The organism is Chlorobium phaeovibrioides (genome assembly GCF_003968655.1).
Classification (GTDB): domain Bacteria; phylum Bacteroidota; class Chlorobiia; order Chlorobiales; family Chlorobiaceae; genus Chlorobium; species Chlorobium phaeovibrioides.
Map to the genome: position 1 here is coordinate 12,710 of NZ_RXYK01000003.1, position 16,456 is coordinate 29,165.

Annotated in this window: 13 protein-coding genes; 10 read left to right on the plus strand and 3 right to left on the minus strand. The window is 53.4% G+C overall.

Translation table 11 applies throughout. From position 1 onward, the window contains the following. Positions 1–322: 322 nt before the first annotated feature. The 3 genes from EKD02_RS02760 to rfaE2 form a co-directional block, all read right to left on the minus strand. Positions 323–1,306, minus strand: a complete 984-nt coding sequence (locus tag EKD02_RS02760; protein ID WP_011890800.1) for a transposase — start codon at positions 1,304–1,306, stop codon at positions 323–325. Positions 1,307–1,878: 572 nt separating this feature from the next. Beyond that, positions 1,879–6,402, minus strand: coding sequence for a translocation/assembly module TamB domain-containing protein (locus EKD02_RS02765; protein WP_126383709.1), 4,524 nt, complete (start codon positions 6,400–6,402; stop codon positions 1,879–1,881). Continuing rightward, entirely contained in the window at positions 6,389–6,901 is a 513-nt protein-coding gene (gene rfaE2, locus EKD02_RS02770; RefSeq protein WP_011890798.1) for a D-glycero-beta-D-manno-heptose 1-phosphate adenylyltransferase, read from the minus strand. The genes EKD02_RS02765 and rfaE2 overlap by 14 nt, the downstream gene beginning before the upstream one ends. Positions 6,902–7,117: 216 nt before the next feature. Between rfaE2 and EKD02_RS02775 the strand changes: the two genes are divergently transcribed. The 10 genes from EKD02_RS02775 to gmk all read left to right on the plus strand — a co-directional run bounded on the left by EKD02_RS02775 (position 7,118) and on the right by gmk (position 16,454). Then, complete coding sequence (locus tag EKD02_RS02775) at positions 7,118–7,336, plus strand: hypothetical protein (protein WP_041469900.1); 219 nt, start codon at positions 7,118–7,120, stop codon at positions 7,334–7,336. Positions 7,337–7,491: 155 nt separating this feature from the next. Further along, entirely contained in the window at positions 7,492–8,010 is a 519-nt protein-coding gene (rimP, locus tag EKD02_RS02780; protein WP_126383711.1) for a ribosome maturation factor RimP, read from the plus strand. 38 nt (positions 8,011–8,048) lie between these two features. Then, a complete protein-coding gene (gene nusA, locus EKD02_RS02785; RefSeq protein ID WP_126383713.1) occupies positions 8,049–9,704 on the plus strand; it encodes a transcription termination factor NusA in 1,656 nt (551 codons plus the stop codon). Between the two features lie 69 nt (positions 9,705–9,773). Beyond that, positions 9,774–12,485 carry a translation initiation factor IF-2 gene (gene infB, locus EKD02_RS02790; protein ID WP_126383715.1) on the plus strand — a complete coding sequence of 904 codons (2,712 nt, stop codon included), beginning with the start codon at positions 9,774–9,776 and terminating at the stop codon, positions 12,483–12,485. Positions 12,486–12,500: 15 nt separating this feature from the next. Then, positions 12,501–12,860, plus strand: a complete 360-nt coding sequence (gene rbfA, locus EKD02_RS02795) for a 30S ribosome-binding factor RbfA (RefSeq protein WP_126341910.1) — start codon at positions 12,501–12,503, stop codon at positions 12,858–12,860. Positions 12,861–12,883: 23 nt separating this feature from the next. Then, positions 12,884–13,606, plus strand: a complete 723-nt coding sequence (truB, locus tag EKD02_RS02800) for a tRNA pseudouridine(55) synthase TruB (protein ID WP_126342076.1) — start codon at positions 12,884–12,886, stop codon at positions 13,604–13,606. 28 nt (positions 13,607–13,634) lie between these two features. After that, positions 13,635–14,561: a bifunctional riboflavin kinase/FAD synthetase gene (locus tag EKD02_RS02805; protein WP_126383717.1), complete on the plus strand. Its 927-nt coding sequence runs from the start codon at positions 13,635–13,637 to the stop codon at positions 14,559–14,561. Positions 14,562–14,618: 57 nt separating this feature from the next. After that, on the plus strand, positions 14,619–14,888 hold the full coding sequence (rpsO, locus tag EKD02_RS02810) for a 30S ribosomal protein S15 (protein ID WP_011890790.1): 270 nt from the start codon (positions 14,619–14,621) through the stop codon (positions 14,886–14,888). Between the two features lie 86 nt (positions 14,889–14,974). Continuing rightward, entirely contained in the window at positions 14,975–15,862 is an 888-nt protein-coding gene (locus EKD02_RS02815) for a YicC/YloC family endoribonuclease (protein ID WP_126383719.1), read from the plus strand. 7 nt (positions 15,863–15,869) lie between these two features. Continuing rightward, positions 15,870–16,454, plus strand: a complete 585-nt coding sequence (gene gmk, locus EKD02_RS02820; RefSeq protein WP_126383721.1) for a guanylate kinase — start codon at positions 15,870–15,872, stop codon at positions 16,452–16,454. Positions 16,455–16,456 lie beyond the last annotated feature (2 nt).

The window sequence follows — 16,456 nt, forward strand, 5'->3', positions numbered from 1 at the left end:
AAGTTGGGCCCACCCTTGACTGCCTATATTTGTTCAAAACCCTCGCACCAGCGTTCCCTACTAATACCCACCAATACCCACCCAACCATATCATCACCTTGCTCCGAAACGCAAAATAACCGAAATAGTTGGGGACACTCATGACTGAGTGTACTTATCGACCTACAGGTCGATGGCTTATTTTCGCATACTTAAAGCCACGAAATCCTATTTTCTCTGCCAGAAAATTGGGGATACTCATGATAGAGTGTACTTTTTGCCTGCGAGTGGTTTCCTTATTTTATCCTACCATATACTATTAAAACCTATGAGTGGGCTCCTGTCAGCCCTGACGCAGTTGTCTCTCCCGTCGAACAATCTGGTTCACCGCCGATGCTGATATTCCAAGCATTCTGGCAGCGTCTGCATAGGAAATGCCCATTTCCATAATGAACTGAAGGGCCAGCGTTTTGCGTATACCTGAGCATTCCTTTCGTCGGCAACCCCCCATCAATGCCCCCATGGACACACCCTCCCTGTCGCACATGGACTTCAGTATCTCCTGGGTCTCTTTTCTGTTTTCCTGCGTTGGGAGTTGACTTTTCGCCCCTTCTGCCGCTTCGTCAATAACCCTTGCGGCAAACTCGCTACTTCCCAGAATGCGTTCATCGCTGAACTGCTGTTTGCTGCGCTGCCGCTTTGATAGCACTTCCGCCCACCCCCCGGCGGAACGGAGCATCCCGCCGCCAAGGAGCGTTGGTTGTTCTCCCAGCATCAATTCACTCGCAACAAAATCAAGATACCCTTGTTGCGCCTCTGACTCTGTTGATCCGAATAATTCAAGTACCGCATGATGCTCCTGCCAGTGATGGTGTTCCAGGCCAAGCAATGACGCATGACCACACCATGGGTAGCTGGCGAGTTCCTCAAGGCTCTTCACCAGCCCGGCCCGCAGTGGATTCAGGTGAATATAGGCGATGAGCTTCAGGAAATACCTCTCCTCCTCGCATACTATAGACTTGAAGCGGTTCTCGAAGAGCCTCCCGCTCCTTTGGTAGCGCTTATTGAAGTTGCTGGCGTGGCTGCCGAGTAGACGGCTCATGAAGGTTGACAGGCCGTCTTCTGAACTTTTCAGAAGTAGGTGAATATGGTTTCCCATTAAAACCCACGCGTAGATTTTTGTCTCCGTTGCCCGCGCAATCGCGCCAAGCCGTTCAACAAAAAACTCGCGGTCATCGTCATCTACAACAATTACCCGTTTCTCGGTGCCCCTTGCCATCACATGATGCAGGGTTCCCGGCGTGTCAAGTCGCGCTCCTCGTGGCATGGCAGTAATGGTTTAGGGTGGGGGACCTTCCAATGACTGTTTAATTCAAGTATAGCGAAAAAATTGCGGAATCATAAGAGGTCTTCAACTGGTTTTTTGTGGGATTGTTTGTGTGGGTAATTATGGGATTAAGTAGGAAGATATGTGGTTCTGTGGTCGGCGGCGTTTCAGGTCATGGCGGCTGAGGCGGGTTTCAAGGGTGAATAAATCATGCCGAAAAAATGGTTACGCCGAGAATGCTTCAGGTTTCGGCCTGTTTCCCTCTATAGGATCTTGTGGGTCAATGTCTGCTTTGATGGGATTGTGTGTTGTTTTCGTTCAGGCTTCAATCTGGCTGGCATCTGTAGGTAATAGTAGGATTAGGTATGAGTTTGTGATGTTTGTGGCGGTTGTTCCGCCAGTAGAGTGGTGGGTAATAATAGGAATTTATAGCATGCTGTGACCATTGCCTCTTGAGTGCTGTGGTGTTGTAGGTAAAAATGGGCTTTAGTTTCCTGCTGTAGGATTAGCTGTTCCGCGCCTTTTGTTGTGCGTAAGTACACTCAGTCATGAGTGTCCCCAACTTTTAGTTGTTATTTTTGAGGGGGTTTGGGCTTGGATTTGCCGGTGAGGCGGTTCCAGAATTGGTCCCAGGTGTGGAACCGTTCTTTGTAGGAGACGCTGACGCCCCAGGTTTCGGTGGGTTTCTGGAGGTTGGTGCTGATGAGTTCGCTGCTGTTCTGGCCGTATGAGCGGTAGGCTTCGGCGGATATCTTGGGGGTGACGCGGTATTCTAGTTTCTGTGATGTGCCGTACTCGCCGAAGAGAGATGATTGGGAGAGGTCGGTGGAGCTTCCAGTACCTATGAAGCGGACTTTTCCTCCGGTGCCGGGGACATTGAGGGCGAAGTAGAGGTCAAGGCCGGTGAGGGCTCCGTCGCGCCCTGAGCCTACATTGAGGTTGAAGCTTTCAAGTCCTGCGAGGTTGCGGATGGCGTTGGAGACCTGTGCGGATAGAAGTCCGGTGCCGGCTGAGATTCCTACACTTGACGCGGCAATGCCGCCTCCGTTGCTGCTGGTGCCGTTGCTGCCGGGCCGGATGTACCATTGTTTGGAGAGCAGCATGGAGATGACATTGAGTTCTGCGTTGGGGTCAACTTGTGCGGACTGGGTACCGAGCATGGTTGAGGCTGCGTAGGGTTGCGATTGTTCGTTGAGGTAGTAGCCCATGGCAACCCTCGGCTCGTTGATTGTGCCGGTGATTGCGAGTTGCAGCTTGACATTGTCGCGCTCTGCTGTGGGTTGATAGAGGGCGCTGACGAATTTGGAGCCGTAGAGGTTCGTAATGGCACCGTCGCGAATTTCCGTGCTGTTCCAGTTGATGCGCCCGCCATCCTCAAGGTCAAAGTTGGAGTTGGAGAAGCGGTACTTGCCCTCTACAATGTTCACTGAGCCGAAGAGCCGGTAGTTCCGGTTGTGCTTGTTGACCACGAGCGAGAGGTTGTTGACGGTGGTTTCAAGCTGTTCGCCGCGCATACGGTCAAAAATCATGGTGTAGCGCATCGGTTCGTTGCCGCTCAGCTTGAAATCCCTGATCTGGAGAATGTCGATAAGGGAGTAGTAGAACTTTGCGTCTTTTGGCTGCACTACTTTCTTGTCTTCTCCGGCGGTCACTGGCTGAGGGTAGCGGGGTACAAAGGTGATGAACTTTTCCGCCCCTATGTATTTGGCGCTTTCATTCGAGCCGGATCGGTAGAGGGAGAAGCTTGCGGAGTTGACCCGCAGTTCGCCTTCCAGCACTGGGGCTTCCAGGGTACCGCGGAGGCGCATGCCATTGCTGCTGCCTGTAATGGTGCCGAAGGAGGTTTCGTCTTTGTTGTCTTTTTTGTTGTAGAGAAGCAGGCGGTTGACCCGTGCGTCAATCGAGAGCTCTCCGGGCTGCAGGTTTTTGAGCTTGAGCAGTCCGCTGAGGGTGCCGGTGCCGTTGAGGCTGTCGCGCAGCTGCAAGCCGCGGAGCTCGAGCTGCCGGGGGGTGATGACGACTTCGCCGTTGAGTGTGTAGGCTACTTCTGTTGGCGCTACACGGATTTTTGTGTTCCGCAGGGAACTTGTGAGGTAGATGTCGGGCGAGGGGGTGCGTCCCTCAATGCGCAGCGTTGTGGGTACCTGTCCTTCAGCCGAGGCGAAAAAGGGGAGTGCGAACTCCAGCACCTGTGCGGAGAGATTGTTTGAACGGAACTGCGCATTGATGCGCTGGTTGCGGGGAACTTCAGCCTTCAGCGGGAAGTAGTTCAGCAAGAGAGGTACACTGCCCTCTCCCGTGATGGTGTTCAGCTCTGCGGACCCTTTTTCGTCAGCACTGGCGCGGCTTCGCATTGAGAACGATAGTGTGCTGCCGCGGTGGCGGGCGGTGGCGTTGAGGGTGCCTGCCTTGAACTTGTCGTATTGAACGCCCGAGCCGTTGAGTTGCAGAGTGCTGGTTTTGGATGAGGGGGGGCCGCTGACATTCAGTGAGGCGTTGAGGGTGCCGGAGAGGACGGAAAGTGAGGGGTCAAGGAGCAGACGCTGCAGTTCTGAAAGCTGGAATGACTTGAGGGCAAGGGTGAACGAGCCGGGGGTGCTGTTGCCGAGCTCTCCTTGGAGCGTCAGTTTCTGCGGCCCCTTGGCAATCGCGAACTGGTTGAAGCTGGCGCGTGTTTTTTCAACCCTGACGCGCGGAGTTCCCTCTGCCTGCCAGCTGCCGGAGCTGTCGGCAAGGGCGAGCCGGTTGAGGGTCAAGGCGTAGCTTGCACCTCTTCGGAGCGCCTCAACCTCCAATGCGATGCTCCCCTGTGGTTCAGCTACAGCAAAGTCCAGGGAAACACCGAGCGATGAGGGGGTGTAGCGGGCAGCAAATGTTCCTGGTCCTGTGTTTCGTCCTATGCCCTGAATGCCCTCTGCCCGGCCTTTAAGGTTCACCCCGGAAATCCCTGAACCGGTGCATTTGAGTGAACCCTCTGCCTCAAGGTTCTTTATTACGATGCCGCCTTTACTTTCAGGTGTGGTAAGTGAGGAGAGTGTCACGAACGAGGTGACGGAGCAGACCCTCTCCTCCGATACAGCACGCCCTGCAGCGGTTCCGCGGAAGCGGGTTTCGCCGATTGGCAGCACAAGGGCCAGCGGTGCGCTCTCCTTCACTGCAAGCCTGTAACTGACGGTGAAAGAATGCTTCAGGAGCGGGTCGGTTTGCATAATGGCCGGGGTGTTTTTCTCCCAGATGTTCTCCCGCGCCACTTCCCTTTCAACACCGCGGGCGGCATAGGCGCCGAGAGCTGCCAGCTGCTCTACCGAGTAGTTTCCTTTGAGCGAAAGGTCGGCTATATCACTTTCTATTGTAATGGATGATGAGCCGGCCGACTGAGTAAGCTCTGCTTTAAGTTGCGAGCCGTCTTTCAGCTGTACCCCGTTGATGGAGGAGGGGGTGAACTGCATATTCAGTTTGGCGTTCAAGGTGCCGGGCTCAAAGCCCGCTCCCTCAAGTGTAATCTTACCGTTCAGGTTTGTGGGGTAGGGGCTTGCCGCCATGAGCCTCGCCATGTCAATTCCCTGCATTCTTGCATTGCCACTGTAGCGGGGCTCTTTTCCACCGGTATCAACATTCCCTTCAACAACGAGCTCCCGACCCTCTCCGGTCATTGCTGCGGCAACCTTCAGCAGTTTTCCTTCCTGTTCCAGCGTCACTGTTCCGCTCTCTATAGGCTGCTGCATCCAGCGCGACTCCTTCAGCCTTACCGCAGCCTTCAGTTTTGCTGCCCCTTCTCCTCCGAGACCTTCAAACGATGCCGTTCCCTGCAATCTGCTCTGAACATCGGCCATCCCGAGCAGCTTTTCAGCCATGAAATCCTGAAAATCCAGAGTTCCGCTGTAAGTGAGGCTGCTTTTTTGCGCTGTGGCAGCAGTTGCCTGAAGGGATCCTGTGCCGACTTCAGTCTTCAATCCAAGAGCCACTTTCACGCCCTTCAGGCTTCCCTCAACCGATCCGGTGAACTTCACGCCGCCACTCCTTCCGGCAATCTCCCCCCCGAGAGTCTCAAGAAATGCGGTACTCACCAGTGAACTGTCAATCTTTAGCCGGTAGGCAAGTGCATCCGTATCGCCGAGGTTCAGCAGTTCGCCCTTTGCTGCAATGTGGCTGCCGTTCTGCCAGAGGCGAAGATCAAGCACCTCTGCCTTCTCAAGGTTCCCTTTCAGGTTTCCCCGCAGTGAATAGAGCCCTTCGGGCAGTGAGATGGAGGGCATCAGTTTCACGAGTTCGGCCCGGTCGAGCGCCACCTCCTCAATGTTTACGAACGATGTTCCCGTGGTAAGTGCCTTTGTGCCGTCCATCGCAAACAGGTTGATCCCATCAAGCGATACCGACAGAGCAGCCCGGCTTCTTCCGCTTGCTGCCTTCATGTTGATGACCTCGGCCCGACGGTCGGTAATGAACACTGTGCCAGTTCCCTCTTTCAGGGCAAAATCTTCATCCGGCATGGAAAATGAGAGCTTTTCAACGCTGCCTTTCAGAAGATTCTTTTTTATCGAGAATGACGAGAGCTGTATTTTCAGCCCCTCTGCCGCAAGTTGTTTCCCATCCAGCGTGGTATACGACACGGCGCTCCGGCGTAGCGCCAGCCGATTGCACGAAAACGCCTCAATACCGCTTTTTGTGGAGTCGGGGTTGCGGGAGGTGAAGATAAGCGTAAGGTTCAGTTTGCCGCTCTGGCGCTCTATGGCCCTTACTTTGAGTGAGTCCGCCCAAAGCCCGGTGAAGTGGAGTCTGCGCAGTCCGCCGGGCTGCAGAAGCGAAAGAAAGTTGAGTTTCGCGGAGATTCTCCGCGCCGCAAGCGCTGGTTCCGCCGATCCCTCTTCATAGATTCTGGGTTCAGTGATGCTGATCCTGTTCGGGAACTTCAGTTCCACCCGGTCAAGCTCAAGCCGCCCCATGAGCTCATTGTTGAAAAGCTCCACCGCCTGCTGTTTTGCCCATCGGTCAATCAGCCCGCTGTTGAGAACCAGCGCTGCCGAAATGGAGAGCACGAGAAGTACCCCCAAGAGAACGGCAAGAACCTGTAGTGTGTGTTTTTTAAGGTGTTCCACAGCACGGCCTCCCGCCGTATGCTTCAATCACCTTTTCTATGATGCCGCTCGTCGAACGGCCTTCAAGGAGTGGTACATTCAGCACACTGCCGCCATGCTCCAGCACTGCCTTCGCTCCGGCAATTTTCTCCACAGGCCAGTCGGCGCCCTTCACCAGAATGTCTGGCAAGAGAAGGCCTATGAGTTCCTCAGGGGTATCTTCATCAAACACAGTTACCGCACTGACCGCCTCAAGCGAAGAGAGTACCGCGGCACGGTCAGCCTCGCTGCACACAGGGCGTAGAGGCCCCTTCAGCCGGCGCACCGAAGCATCGCTGTTCAGCCCCACAATCAGCCGGTCGCCCAGCCGTCGTGCTTCTGCCAAATATCCCACATGCCCCGCATGCAGAATATCGAAACAGCCATTCGTAAACACCACGCGTTTCCCCTGACGCTGCCATTCCTTCACTGTGTCAAGCGCATCCATCCGTTCCATCACTTTTTTCCGGTAATCAAGCATAGCTTACTTGGCTCTTCATCGTTATCATCAATTCAAAAACTACTGTACTGTATAATGCATATTTTTCTGTAAATGCTCCACAGCAAAATGCGTTTCATTCTCTCTTGAAGAGTTGGTGACATTGGTTTCCGGGCTGTTTCGGTTAAACAGAAGCACTCTGTTGCAAGTGCTCCCAAGTTTCCTGACTTTTTCTTGAAGTTTTTGTATAGTAAGTGTATGGTTAAATTTTTTCTGTTTCTGGTTGTGCTCTGGCTCTTGGGCCGCCTGCTTATGCGGGTGCTTCGCGGGGCGTTTGTCTCTTTTCTGCAGGGGACCTCGGAAGGGCGCGGGCCTCTTGGGGGCAGGAAGCCGCCGGATGGGGTTGAGGAGGCGGATTTCGAGGTGCTTGACAGCCGGCTTGCTGATAAGGATGAGGAGCGCCCGAAGAGTGTTTGACTGGTTTGTGTTTTTTTGTTACATTGGCACACAGTATGTGAAGGGGTCGCTGTAGTAGAGGGTGAATGGGGGAGAGGAATATGTATTTTCTCTGAAAGTGGGGTCCCCCCCGCTTTTTTTGTTTCCTTAAAACGGGTTGAAAGGGCTATAGAGCTATGCAGGAAGCGTTGTTGAAATGTGTGCATGAGGTTTTGTCGGCCACTGCGGGTACGAAGGCGGAGGGCGTGTATTTTATTGGTATGACAGTGAAGGGTTCGGTTGTGCACAGGAAGATTGATGTGGTTGTGGATGCGGATTCCGGTGTTCGGATTGACCAGTGTGCGTTTCTCTCCCGGAGGCTGCGTGAGCGGCTTGAAGAGGATGAGGAGATGATTGGAATCCTGGGTGATAATTTTGACCTTGTTGTGGGCTCTCCGGGGCTTGGCGAGCCGATTATTCTCGATCGGCAGTATGGTCGGCATGTCGGCCGGCTGCTTCGGGTCTCCTATAGCGACCTTGAAGGAGTTGAGTATGAGCTCACCGGTCACCTGCTGGAGGTGTCGCTGGCTGAGGGTGCTGGTTCCATTATGTTGAAACCCCGCGTGGAGAAGAAGAAGGGGAAGGGGGAAGAGTTGGAAAATATAACGCTGGAACTCGGGGCGGTTTTGCGTGCGGTTCCGGAGGCGGAAATATAGGTTTGTCTTTTTTTTTCAATGCACAATCATAGAATGAGATGGCCAGAAAGAAGGTAAAAGAGGATGGGGTAGATCGGAAGGCGCAGATAGCGAGCGCGTTCGGTGAAATTGAGCAGTCTAAGATTTTCCTCGACAAGCGTGTTGAGAGCGCTGCGGTGAAAATGGACATTGCCGATCTTCTGAAGGATATCATCCAGAAGCAGCTCCGCAAGGATTATGATCCGGAGGTTGAGGCCAATATCTTCATCAACCCGGAGAGGGGAGATTTCGAGGTCTACATTCTGAAGAAGATTGTTGAAGAAGTTGACATTGCTCCTATTGAAATAAGTCTTGAGGAGATTCGCAAGATTGATGAGTCGCTTGAAGTGGGCGATTTTTATGAAGAGGGTCCCATCAAGCTTGACGAATATCTGACCAGAAAGTCGATACAGATCATCAAGCAGTCGGTGCAGAAGAAGGTTCGTGACCTTGAGCGCATGGTTGTGTATGAAGAGTGCCTGGAGAAGGTGGGCGAGGTTGTTGCGGCAGAGGTCTATCAGGTTCGCTCGAATGAGGTGATTTTTACCTATAACACGACAAAGGACCACCGTGTTGAGTTGGTGCTGCCTAAGTCGGAGATGATGAAAAAAGATAACCCGCGCCGTACGCCGCGCATGAAGCTGTATGTGAAGAATATTGAGCGGGAGCGCGTAAAGATCCGTCTTGAGGATGGAACAATAGAGGAGAAGGAAAAAGCGGATGGCGGCATGAAGGTCATTGTGTCGCGCGTGGATGATCGCTTCCTCTACAAGTTGTTTGAACAGGAGGTGCCTGAAATTCTTGATGGACTCATTGTCATCAAGGGGATTGCGCGGGTGCCGGGCGAGAGGGCGAAGGTTGCCGTTGAGTCAACCAGCGCACGCATAGACCCTGTTGGCGCAACCGTTGGGTACCGCGGCAAGCGGATCCAGAGCATTGTGAAGGAGCTGAATAATGAAAACATTGATGTCATCTATTATAACGATGAGCCGCAGGTCTACATTTCCCGTGCGCTGCAGCCCGCTAAAATTGATCCGCTGACGGTGCATGCCGATATGAAAACCCGCAAGGCGCGTGTGATGCTGAAGCCTGATCAGATCAAGTATGCAATTGGCAAGAACGGCAACAACATCCATCTCGCCGAGAAGCTGACCGGATATGAGATTGAGGTCTACCGTGATGTGATTGACAAGTCGATGGAGGATCCGACGGATATCGATATCATTGAGTTCCGCGAGGAGTTTGGCGATGATATGATCTACCAGCTGCTTGATGCCGGGCTTGATACTGCCAAGCGGGTTCTGAAGGCTGGTGTGGATGAGATTGAGCTGGCTCTTCTTGGGCCGCAGCACCAGGAGGAAGTGACGGTCTTCGGTAAGGGCATCCGCCCGCCGGTTCGCCCCAGAGAGCGCAAGATTACCGATGAGGAAAGGCGCTATTGGCACAAGATTGCCGACAGCATGTATAAGACGGTGCGCGAGCAGTTCTCCGATGAGGATCTTGAGGACCTGTATGAAGAGTATGTGGCTCCCGAAGTTGAGCTTGATGCTGAAGAAGACGAGGCATTGGTGGCACCGGAGACTCCGGAGAGTGTGGTTCCTGAGGTTGATGCCGTAGAGGACGCTGAAGAGGCGCCAGCGGCTCCCGATCCGGACGGGCCTGAAACGGAGGCATGAGCTGCCGAAAGGTTCCTGCGGTGAAGGAGGAGAACGAGTAAAGAGTTTTTTAATCCAGAGGAGGATGTAATGGCCCTTGAGGACATGGACAAGAAGTACCGGATCAGTGATATAGCAAGAGAGCTGCAGGTCAGCCCGCAGGAGGTTTTGCGGTTTGTGAAGCAGGAGGGGGCCAGAGTTGCCTCTACATCCTCCATGGTGGATACGGAAATGCATGGTCTGATTTTAGGTCAGTTCAGCGATGAAAAGAAGATGGTGGACGAGACCCGCAAGATCAGGGCGGAGAAAAAGCAGCGGCTGAATCGTCTTGAAGAGCAGTCGCGCAAGACTGTGGAAAAGGAAGATCAGCTCCGTGACACTCTTCAGCCATCGCCCGTTCCCGGGAGGGTTGAAGTGCCGGTGCCCGCTCCGATTGAGGCGCCTGTTGCCGCTCCGGTTGTGCCGGATGCTCCAGTTGCTCCAGTTGCTCCAGTTGAAGCTGTTCCTCCTGCGCCTCCCGAGGCTCCTCTTATGGCAGAGGCAGCCGTAGAGGCTCAGCCTGAAGTGGCGCCCCCTTCTCTTGAGGCTGAAGAGGCTGCTCCTGTTGAAGCACAGGCGAATGACCAGATTGTTTCCTACGATGCCCCGAAGAATATCGGCGGGTTGACGGTGCTCGGAACGCTGGATATGGAAAGCGAGTCGGACAGGAAGCGTCGTGGGAAGAAGAAGAATTTCAAGGAGTCGGCCGATGCCTTGAAAGATGAGTTCGATACGACGGGCTCGGTTGAGCTTGATGATGACGGGAAACCGAAAAAGAAGCCCGGCTCGTCTGCTCTTGGCAGCGACCTTGGCATGGGAAAGAAAAAAGGGAAGAAGAAAAAGAAGCTTGAGGTTGACGAGAAGGTGATTTCTGCAAATATCCGCAGCACCATAAGCGGGATGGATGTTGGTGCTGGCTCGGGATCGCGTTCGAAGTTCCGCAAGCAGCGGAAGATGGAACGGGAGCATGAGCAGGAGGAGGCCGATGCGTTCCGCGAGATGCAGCAGCAGGTTGTTCGTGTGACCGAGTACGCTTCACCGCATGAGCTTGCTGAGCTGATGAGCGTTACGGCCAAGGATATTATCCAGAAGTGTTTTACTCTCGGAAAATTTGTGACCATCAACCAGCGGCTTGACAAAGAGAGCATTGAGTTGATTGCTCTTGAGTTTGGTTATGAGGCCGAGTTTGTGTCGGAGGTTGAGGCTACCGAAGTTGTTGCCGAGGTTGACAATGAGGAGGATATGGATACCCGTCCGCCTGTGGTGACAATCATGGGTCATGTAGACCATGGAAAGACCTCTCTGCTTGATTATATGCGCAACAGCAATGTGGCGGGGGGCGAGTCGGGCGGTATTACGCAGCATGTTGCTGCGTATGAGGTTACCGGTTCGAATGGCCGGAAGATCACTTTTCTTGATACACCAGGCCATGAAGCCTTTACGGCCATGCGTGCCCGTGGCGCACAGGTTACTGATATTGTTATTCTTGTGGTGGCGGCCGATGACAGCGTAATGCCGCAGACAATTGAGGCAATCAACCATGCTAAAGCTGCTGGTGTGCCGATTGTTGTTGCAATCAATAAAATTGACAAGCCTGAGGCCAATCCCGAGAAAATCAAGACCCAGCTTTCTGAGGCTGGCGTGCTTGTTGAAGAGTGGGGTGGTGAGAACCAGTGCCAGGAGATTTCGGCAAAGAAGGGTACCGGTATTGTCGAGCTGATGGAGAAGGTGCTGACTGAGGCCGAGGTTCGCGAGCTGAAGGGCAACTATTCAAAAGAGGTACTGGCCAGTGGCGTTATTGTGGAATCGGAGCTCGACAAGGGCAAGGGGGTTATTTCTACGGTACTTGTGCAGCGCGGTTTCCTGAAGGTTGGCGACCCGTTTGTTGCCGGCAATACAATGGGCAAGGTTCGCGCCATTATGGACGAGAGAGGAAAGAGAATACAGTCGGCAGGGCCTTCGCGGCCGGTGTCGGTGCTTGGTTTTGAGGACCTTCCGCAGTCGGGAGATGTGCTTACGGTTATGGCTTCCGATCGTGAAGCTCGCGATCTTGCGCAGAAGCGACAGGTTATCCGTCGTGAGCATGAGTTCCGCCGCAGTACCCGTGTCAAGCTCGACAGCATTTCCCGCCAGATCAAGGAGGGGCTGATGAAAGAGTTGAGCGTTATTATCAAGGCCGATACTGATGGTTCAATCCAGGCGCTTGCTGATGGCTTGATGAAGATTCAGAACGATGAGGTCAAGGTGCAGATCATCCACCAGGGCGTGGGTCAGATTACTGAAACCGATGTGTTGCTTGCGGCTGCGTCCGACGCCATTATTATCGGGTTCCGGGTACGGCCGAATGTGAACGCCAAACGCCTTGCTGAGAAGGAGGATCTTGATGTCCGTTTCTACAGCGTCATTTACCATGTGCTTGAGGATGTTGAAAAAGCGCTTGAGGGTATGCTTTCGCCTGAACTCCACGAGGAGAGCCTTGGTTCGCTGGAAATCCGCCAGGTGTTCAAGGTCCCCAAAATCGGGAATGTTGGTGGCTGCTATGTGCTTGATGGCAAGATTCTGCGCGATGCAAAGGTTCGCCTGCTGAGAGATGGTGTGCAGATTTATGACGGGATGCTTGTTACCCTGCGACGCTTCAAGGATGATGTGAAGGAGGTCGATGCCGGCTATGAGTGCGGCGTGGGGCTGAAGAACTATGATGATATAAAGGTTGGCGATGTGGTGGAGGCTTACCGCATTGTTGAAACGAAACGCAAACTCTGAACGCCAGCTTGAGTTATGTCGAGACGAATGGAGAAAGTTGCTTCGCTCCTGCAGCAGGAGCTCGGGGCGATTCTTGAAAAAGAGTATCCTCGCGGCGGTCCGTTGCTGACAGTTGTGGAGGTTAAAATTACTGCTGATCTGGGTCTTGCCCGTGCCTTTGTTTCCATTATTGGAAACGAGGAGGAGCGGGCGGAGACCATGGAGTTTCTGAATGATGAAACAAAGAACATCCGGAGAATCCTTTCCTCAAAAATCCGTCATCAGTTCCGCCGTATTCCTGAACTTGAATTCCGTGAGGATCTGCTGTATGAAAAAGCAAGCCGGATTGAGGAACTTCTGCGTGGCGTAAGGAAAGAGTCAGGAGAAAACGAATAGCCCGTCCGGGCATGGGGATAGTTATGGTTGAGATGCACGAAGGGGCTGGGCTTCCGGAGGATGGGGAGTTTCTGCTGCTTGACAAGCCGCTTGACTGGACCTCGTTTGATGTTGTGGCCAAGGTTCGCAACGCCTACAAACGGGGTGGACTGAAGCGAAAGGTGGGCCACTCCGGCACGCTTGACCCGAAGGCTACGGGTCTGCTTATTCTCGCTACAGGAAAAAAAACACGCGAACTTTCAACTCTGGAGGGGCTTGACAAGGTGTACGATGCAGTCATTCGCCTTGGTGCCCGCACCCTCAGTCACGACAGTGAGTCGGAGGAGTACGGTTTGAGGGATGTAACTCATCTGGATGAGGGGGCGGTGAAGCGTGCCGCCTCGGAGCTGGAGGGAAAGCGAATGCAGCAGGCTCCGATGCATTCTGCAACATGGCATAAGGGAAAGCGGCTGTATGAGCTGGCCCGAAAGGGTACGGTGGTGACGGATCGGAAGAGCAAGGAAATTGTGGTTCACAGTTTTGATGTTCTTCGTGTGGAACTGCCGTTGGTATACTGCCGGATTCATGTTTCAAAGGGTGCATATATCCGCGTACTGGCCGATGAGCTTGGCGAGGCGCTCGGTGTTGGGGGTTATCTTGCTGGCCTCAGGCGCATTGCCATCGGTTCTTACCAGGTAGAGTCGGCGATGAGGGTGGAGGATGCGGTTGCGAGGGTTCTCGGGCAGATGCAGGTAACCGACCAGTAATTGACCATGAACAAAGCGGAAAGGAAGTATGCGCATTGTTGAGTATGATGGCCAAGCCCGGTTCCCCAGAGAGCCATCAGCGGTGACGGTCGGTTCGTTTGACGGGGTGCATCGTGGCCACCGTAAAATCATTTCCCGTATGGTCTCGATTGCGCGTCAACGGGGGTTGAGAAGCGTGGTCGTAACTTTTGAACCGCATCCGCGCAGGGTGCTGAAGGGTGGGGTGAGCGGGCCGCTGGGGCTGCTTACGACGCTTGATGAAAAGGTGGAGCTGCTCCAGGCGGAGTTGGTGGATATGCTCTGTGTTGTGCGGTTTACACCTGAATTTGCTGTCCGGAGTTCTGACAACTTCATTCGTTCCCTCCTTGTGGGGGAGATTGGCGCAGAGTGTGTGGTGGTAGGTTATGATCATGGATTCGGCAGAAACAGGAGCGGAGGCGGGGATGAACTTCGCCAGCTGGGTAATGAGTTGGGGTTTGATGTGGTGGAAGTGGACGAGGTTCGTATAGAACACGAGCATTTTTCCAGTACGCGCATCCGTTCCCTGCTTGCAGAAGGGCGGATGGAGGAGGCAAACAGTTTTCTTGGTGCCCCCTACATGATCAGCGGAACCGTTGTTGAGGGCGAGGGGAACGGTAGGAAAATCGGCTTTCCGACCGCCAACATCCTTCCGCCTGATCCGCATAAGCTGCTGCCCAAGGCCGGAGTTTACGCTGCCACAACGGTTATTGATGGCAATGCCTATAGGGCTATGATGAATGTTGGCGTTCGACCGACTGTTTCGTCACTTGGGGTGACAACGGTTGAAGCTCATATTCTTGGATGGTCGGGGAGTCTGTACGGCAGGGAGCTGCGGTTCAGTCTCTTGAGGTTTCTCCGGGATGAGAAAAAATTCGACTCTCTGGATGCTTTGCGGGAGCAGATTGAAAAAGATAAAAAAGGGGTGGAGTTGTAAGGCTAAGAATATTATATTGCAGGTCAACCGTTTTACCATTAACAACACTGAGAGAACATGAGCCTTTCAAAAGAGTTTAAAGAGGAGATCATCACAAAGTTCGGGGGTACCGACAAGAACACCGGCAAGGCCGAAGTTCAGGTCGCTCTGTTCAGCAACAGGATTTCCGATCTTACCGGGCACCTTCAGAAGCACCCGAAAGACAAGCACTCCCGCCGTGGTCTGCTGATGCTTGTGAGTAAGCGTAAAAAAGCCCTGAAATACCTCCAGAATGTTGCCATCGACCGTTACCGTCAGGTAATTGCCGATCTCGACCTTCGCAAGTAAGGCGGCTTACCGGTTGATGCCGGAAACTTGCCGGCCCTTGTGGTCTGCAGCCGTTGCAATACAAACGAAACGAGCAGGGTGCGACTATGTTGGAAAGTATGACAGGATATGGCAGTGCCGAATCGGTGGCCTCGGGGGTGAAAATTCTGGTGGAGCTACGCTCGGTGAACAACCGGTTTGCTGAAATCAGCGTCAAGCTTCCCCGCCAGCTGCTTCCCTATGAGATTGAGGTCCGTGAGCTGATCCGTTCGCGGTTCCAGCGCGGGAAAATATCTGCATTTGTCCAGCTGCAGGCTGATGATGAGCAGCCCATTACAACAACACTCAATGCTGAAAAGACTGCGGCCTATCGTGATCTTCTTAACCAGCTTCGTGATGCTGCCGGCATTGAGGCCCCGTTGACTCTCGACAATCTCCTCCGTTTTTCCGATGTTTTCGACAGTGGCTCCAGCGCTCTTGAACATGCTTCGGAGCTTTGGGACCAGGTGAAAGCCGTTGCGCTTGAAGCGGTTGAACAACTCAAGCAGATGCGCCGGCGTGAGGGTGAGGAGCTCCTTCAGGATTTTGCGACGCGCCTTGCCGAGATAGAGAAGACGCTTGCGCTGATTCGCTCACTTGCTGGCGACAATTTTGAAGTTGTACGCAAAAAACTCACATCCAAAGTTGAGGCTGTTGCCGGAAAAGACATTGCCTACAGCAGAGATCGGCTTGAAATGGAACTGGTGATGGCTGCAGAGCGGCTTGATATTACCGAGGAGATGACCCGGTTCGCCAGCCATAACAAGTTTTTTCTTGAGGAGATGCATAATGAGGAGAGCGGGACTGGAAGAAAACTGAACTTTCTCCTGCAGGAGCAGCTTCGCGAGGCCAATACGATTGCATCAAAATCACAGAGTGCTGAAATCTCCCAGAAGGTCGTCCATATCAAGGAAGAGCTTGAGAAGATACGGGAGCAGCTACAGAATATAGAGTAGAATCGTTATGACTGAAGAGCAGAAACAGCAGGGAAAGCTGGTGGTTTTTTCAGCTCCTTCAGGAACAGGGAAGTCCACCATAGCCCGGCATGTGATGCGGAAGCTGCCCGAACTGCAGTTTTCCGTTTCAGCTACAACCCGCAGTATGCGGCCCGGAGAGGTGGATGGGGTGAATTACCATTTTCTTTCCTCCGAGGCTTTTGACGGGCTGGTGAGTAATGGTGGTTTTATTGAACACGAGTTCTTTTTCGGCAACCATTACGGAACTCTTCTGGAGAAAACCAGTGAGGCTGTAAGAGATGGACGCCATCTTCTGCTTGATCTTGATGTGAAGGGGGCGCTGAACCTGAAAAAGCTTTTCCCTGCGAACTCGCTGCTTGTATTTATTCGTCCTCCGAGCATGGAGGTTCTCAAAGAGCGCTTACAGGGAAGGGGGAGCGAAGACGAGGCAGGCCTGAAGCTGCGCCTGGAGCGTGCGGCCCTTGAGCTTGAATATGCTGACCGGTTCGATGTTGTTTTTGTCAATGACTTACTTGATGAGACGGTTGAGGCCGTCACTGACGCCATCAGAAGTTTTCTTTCAAACAAGTAAAT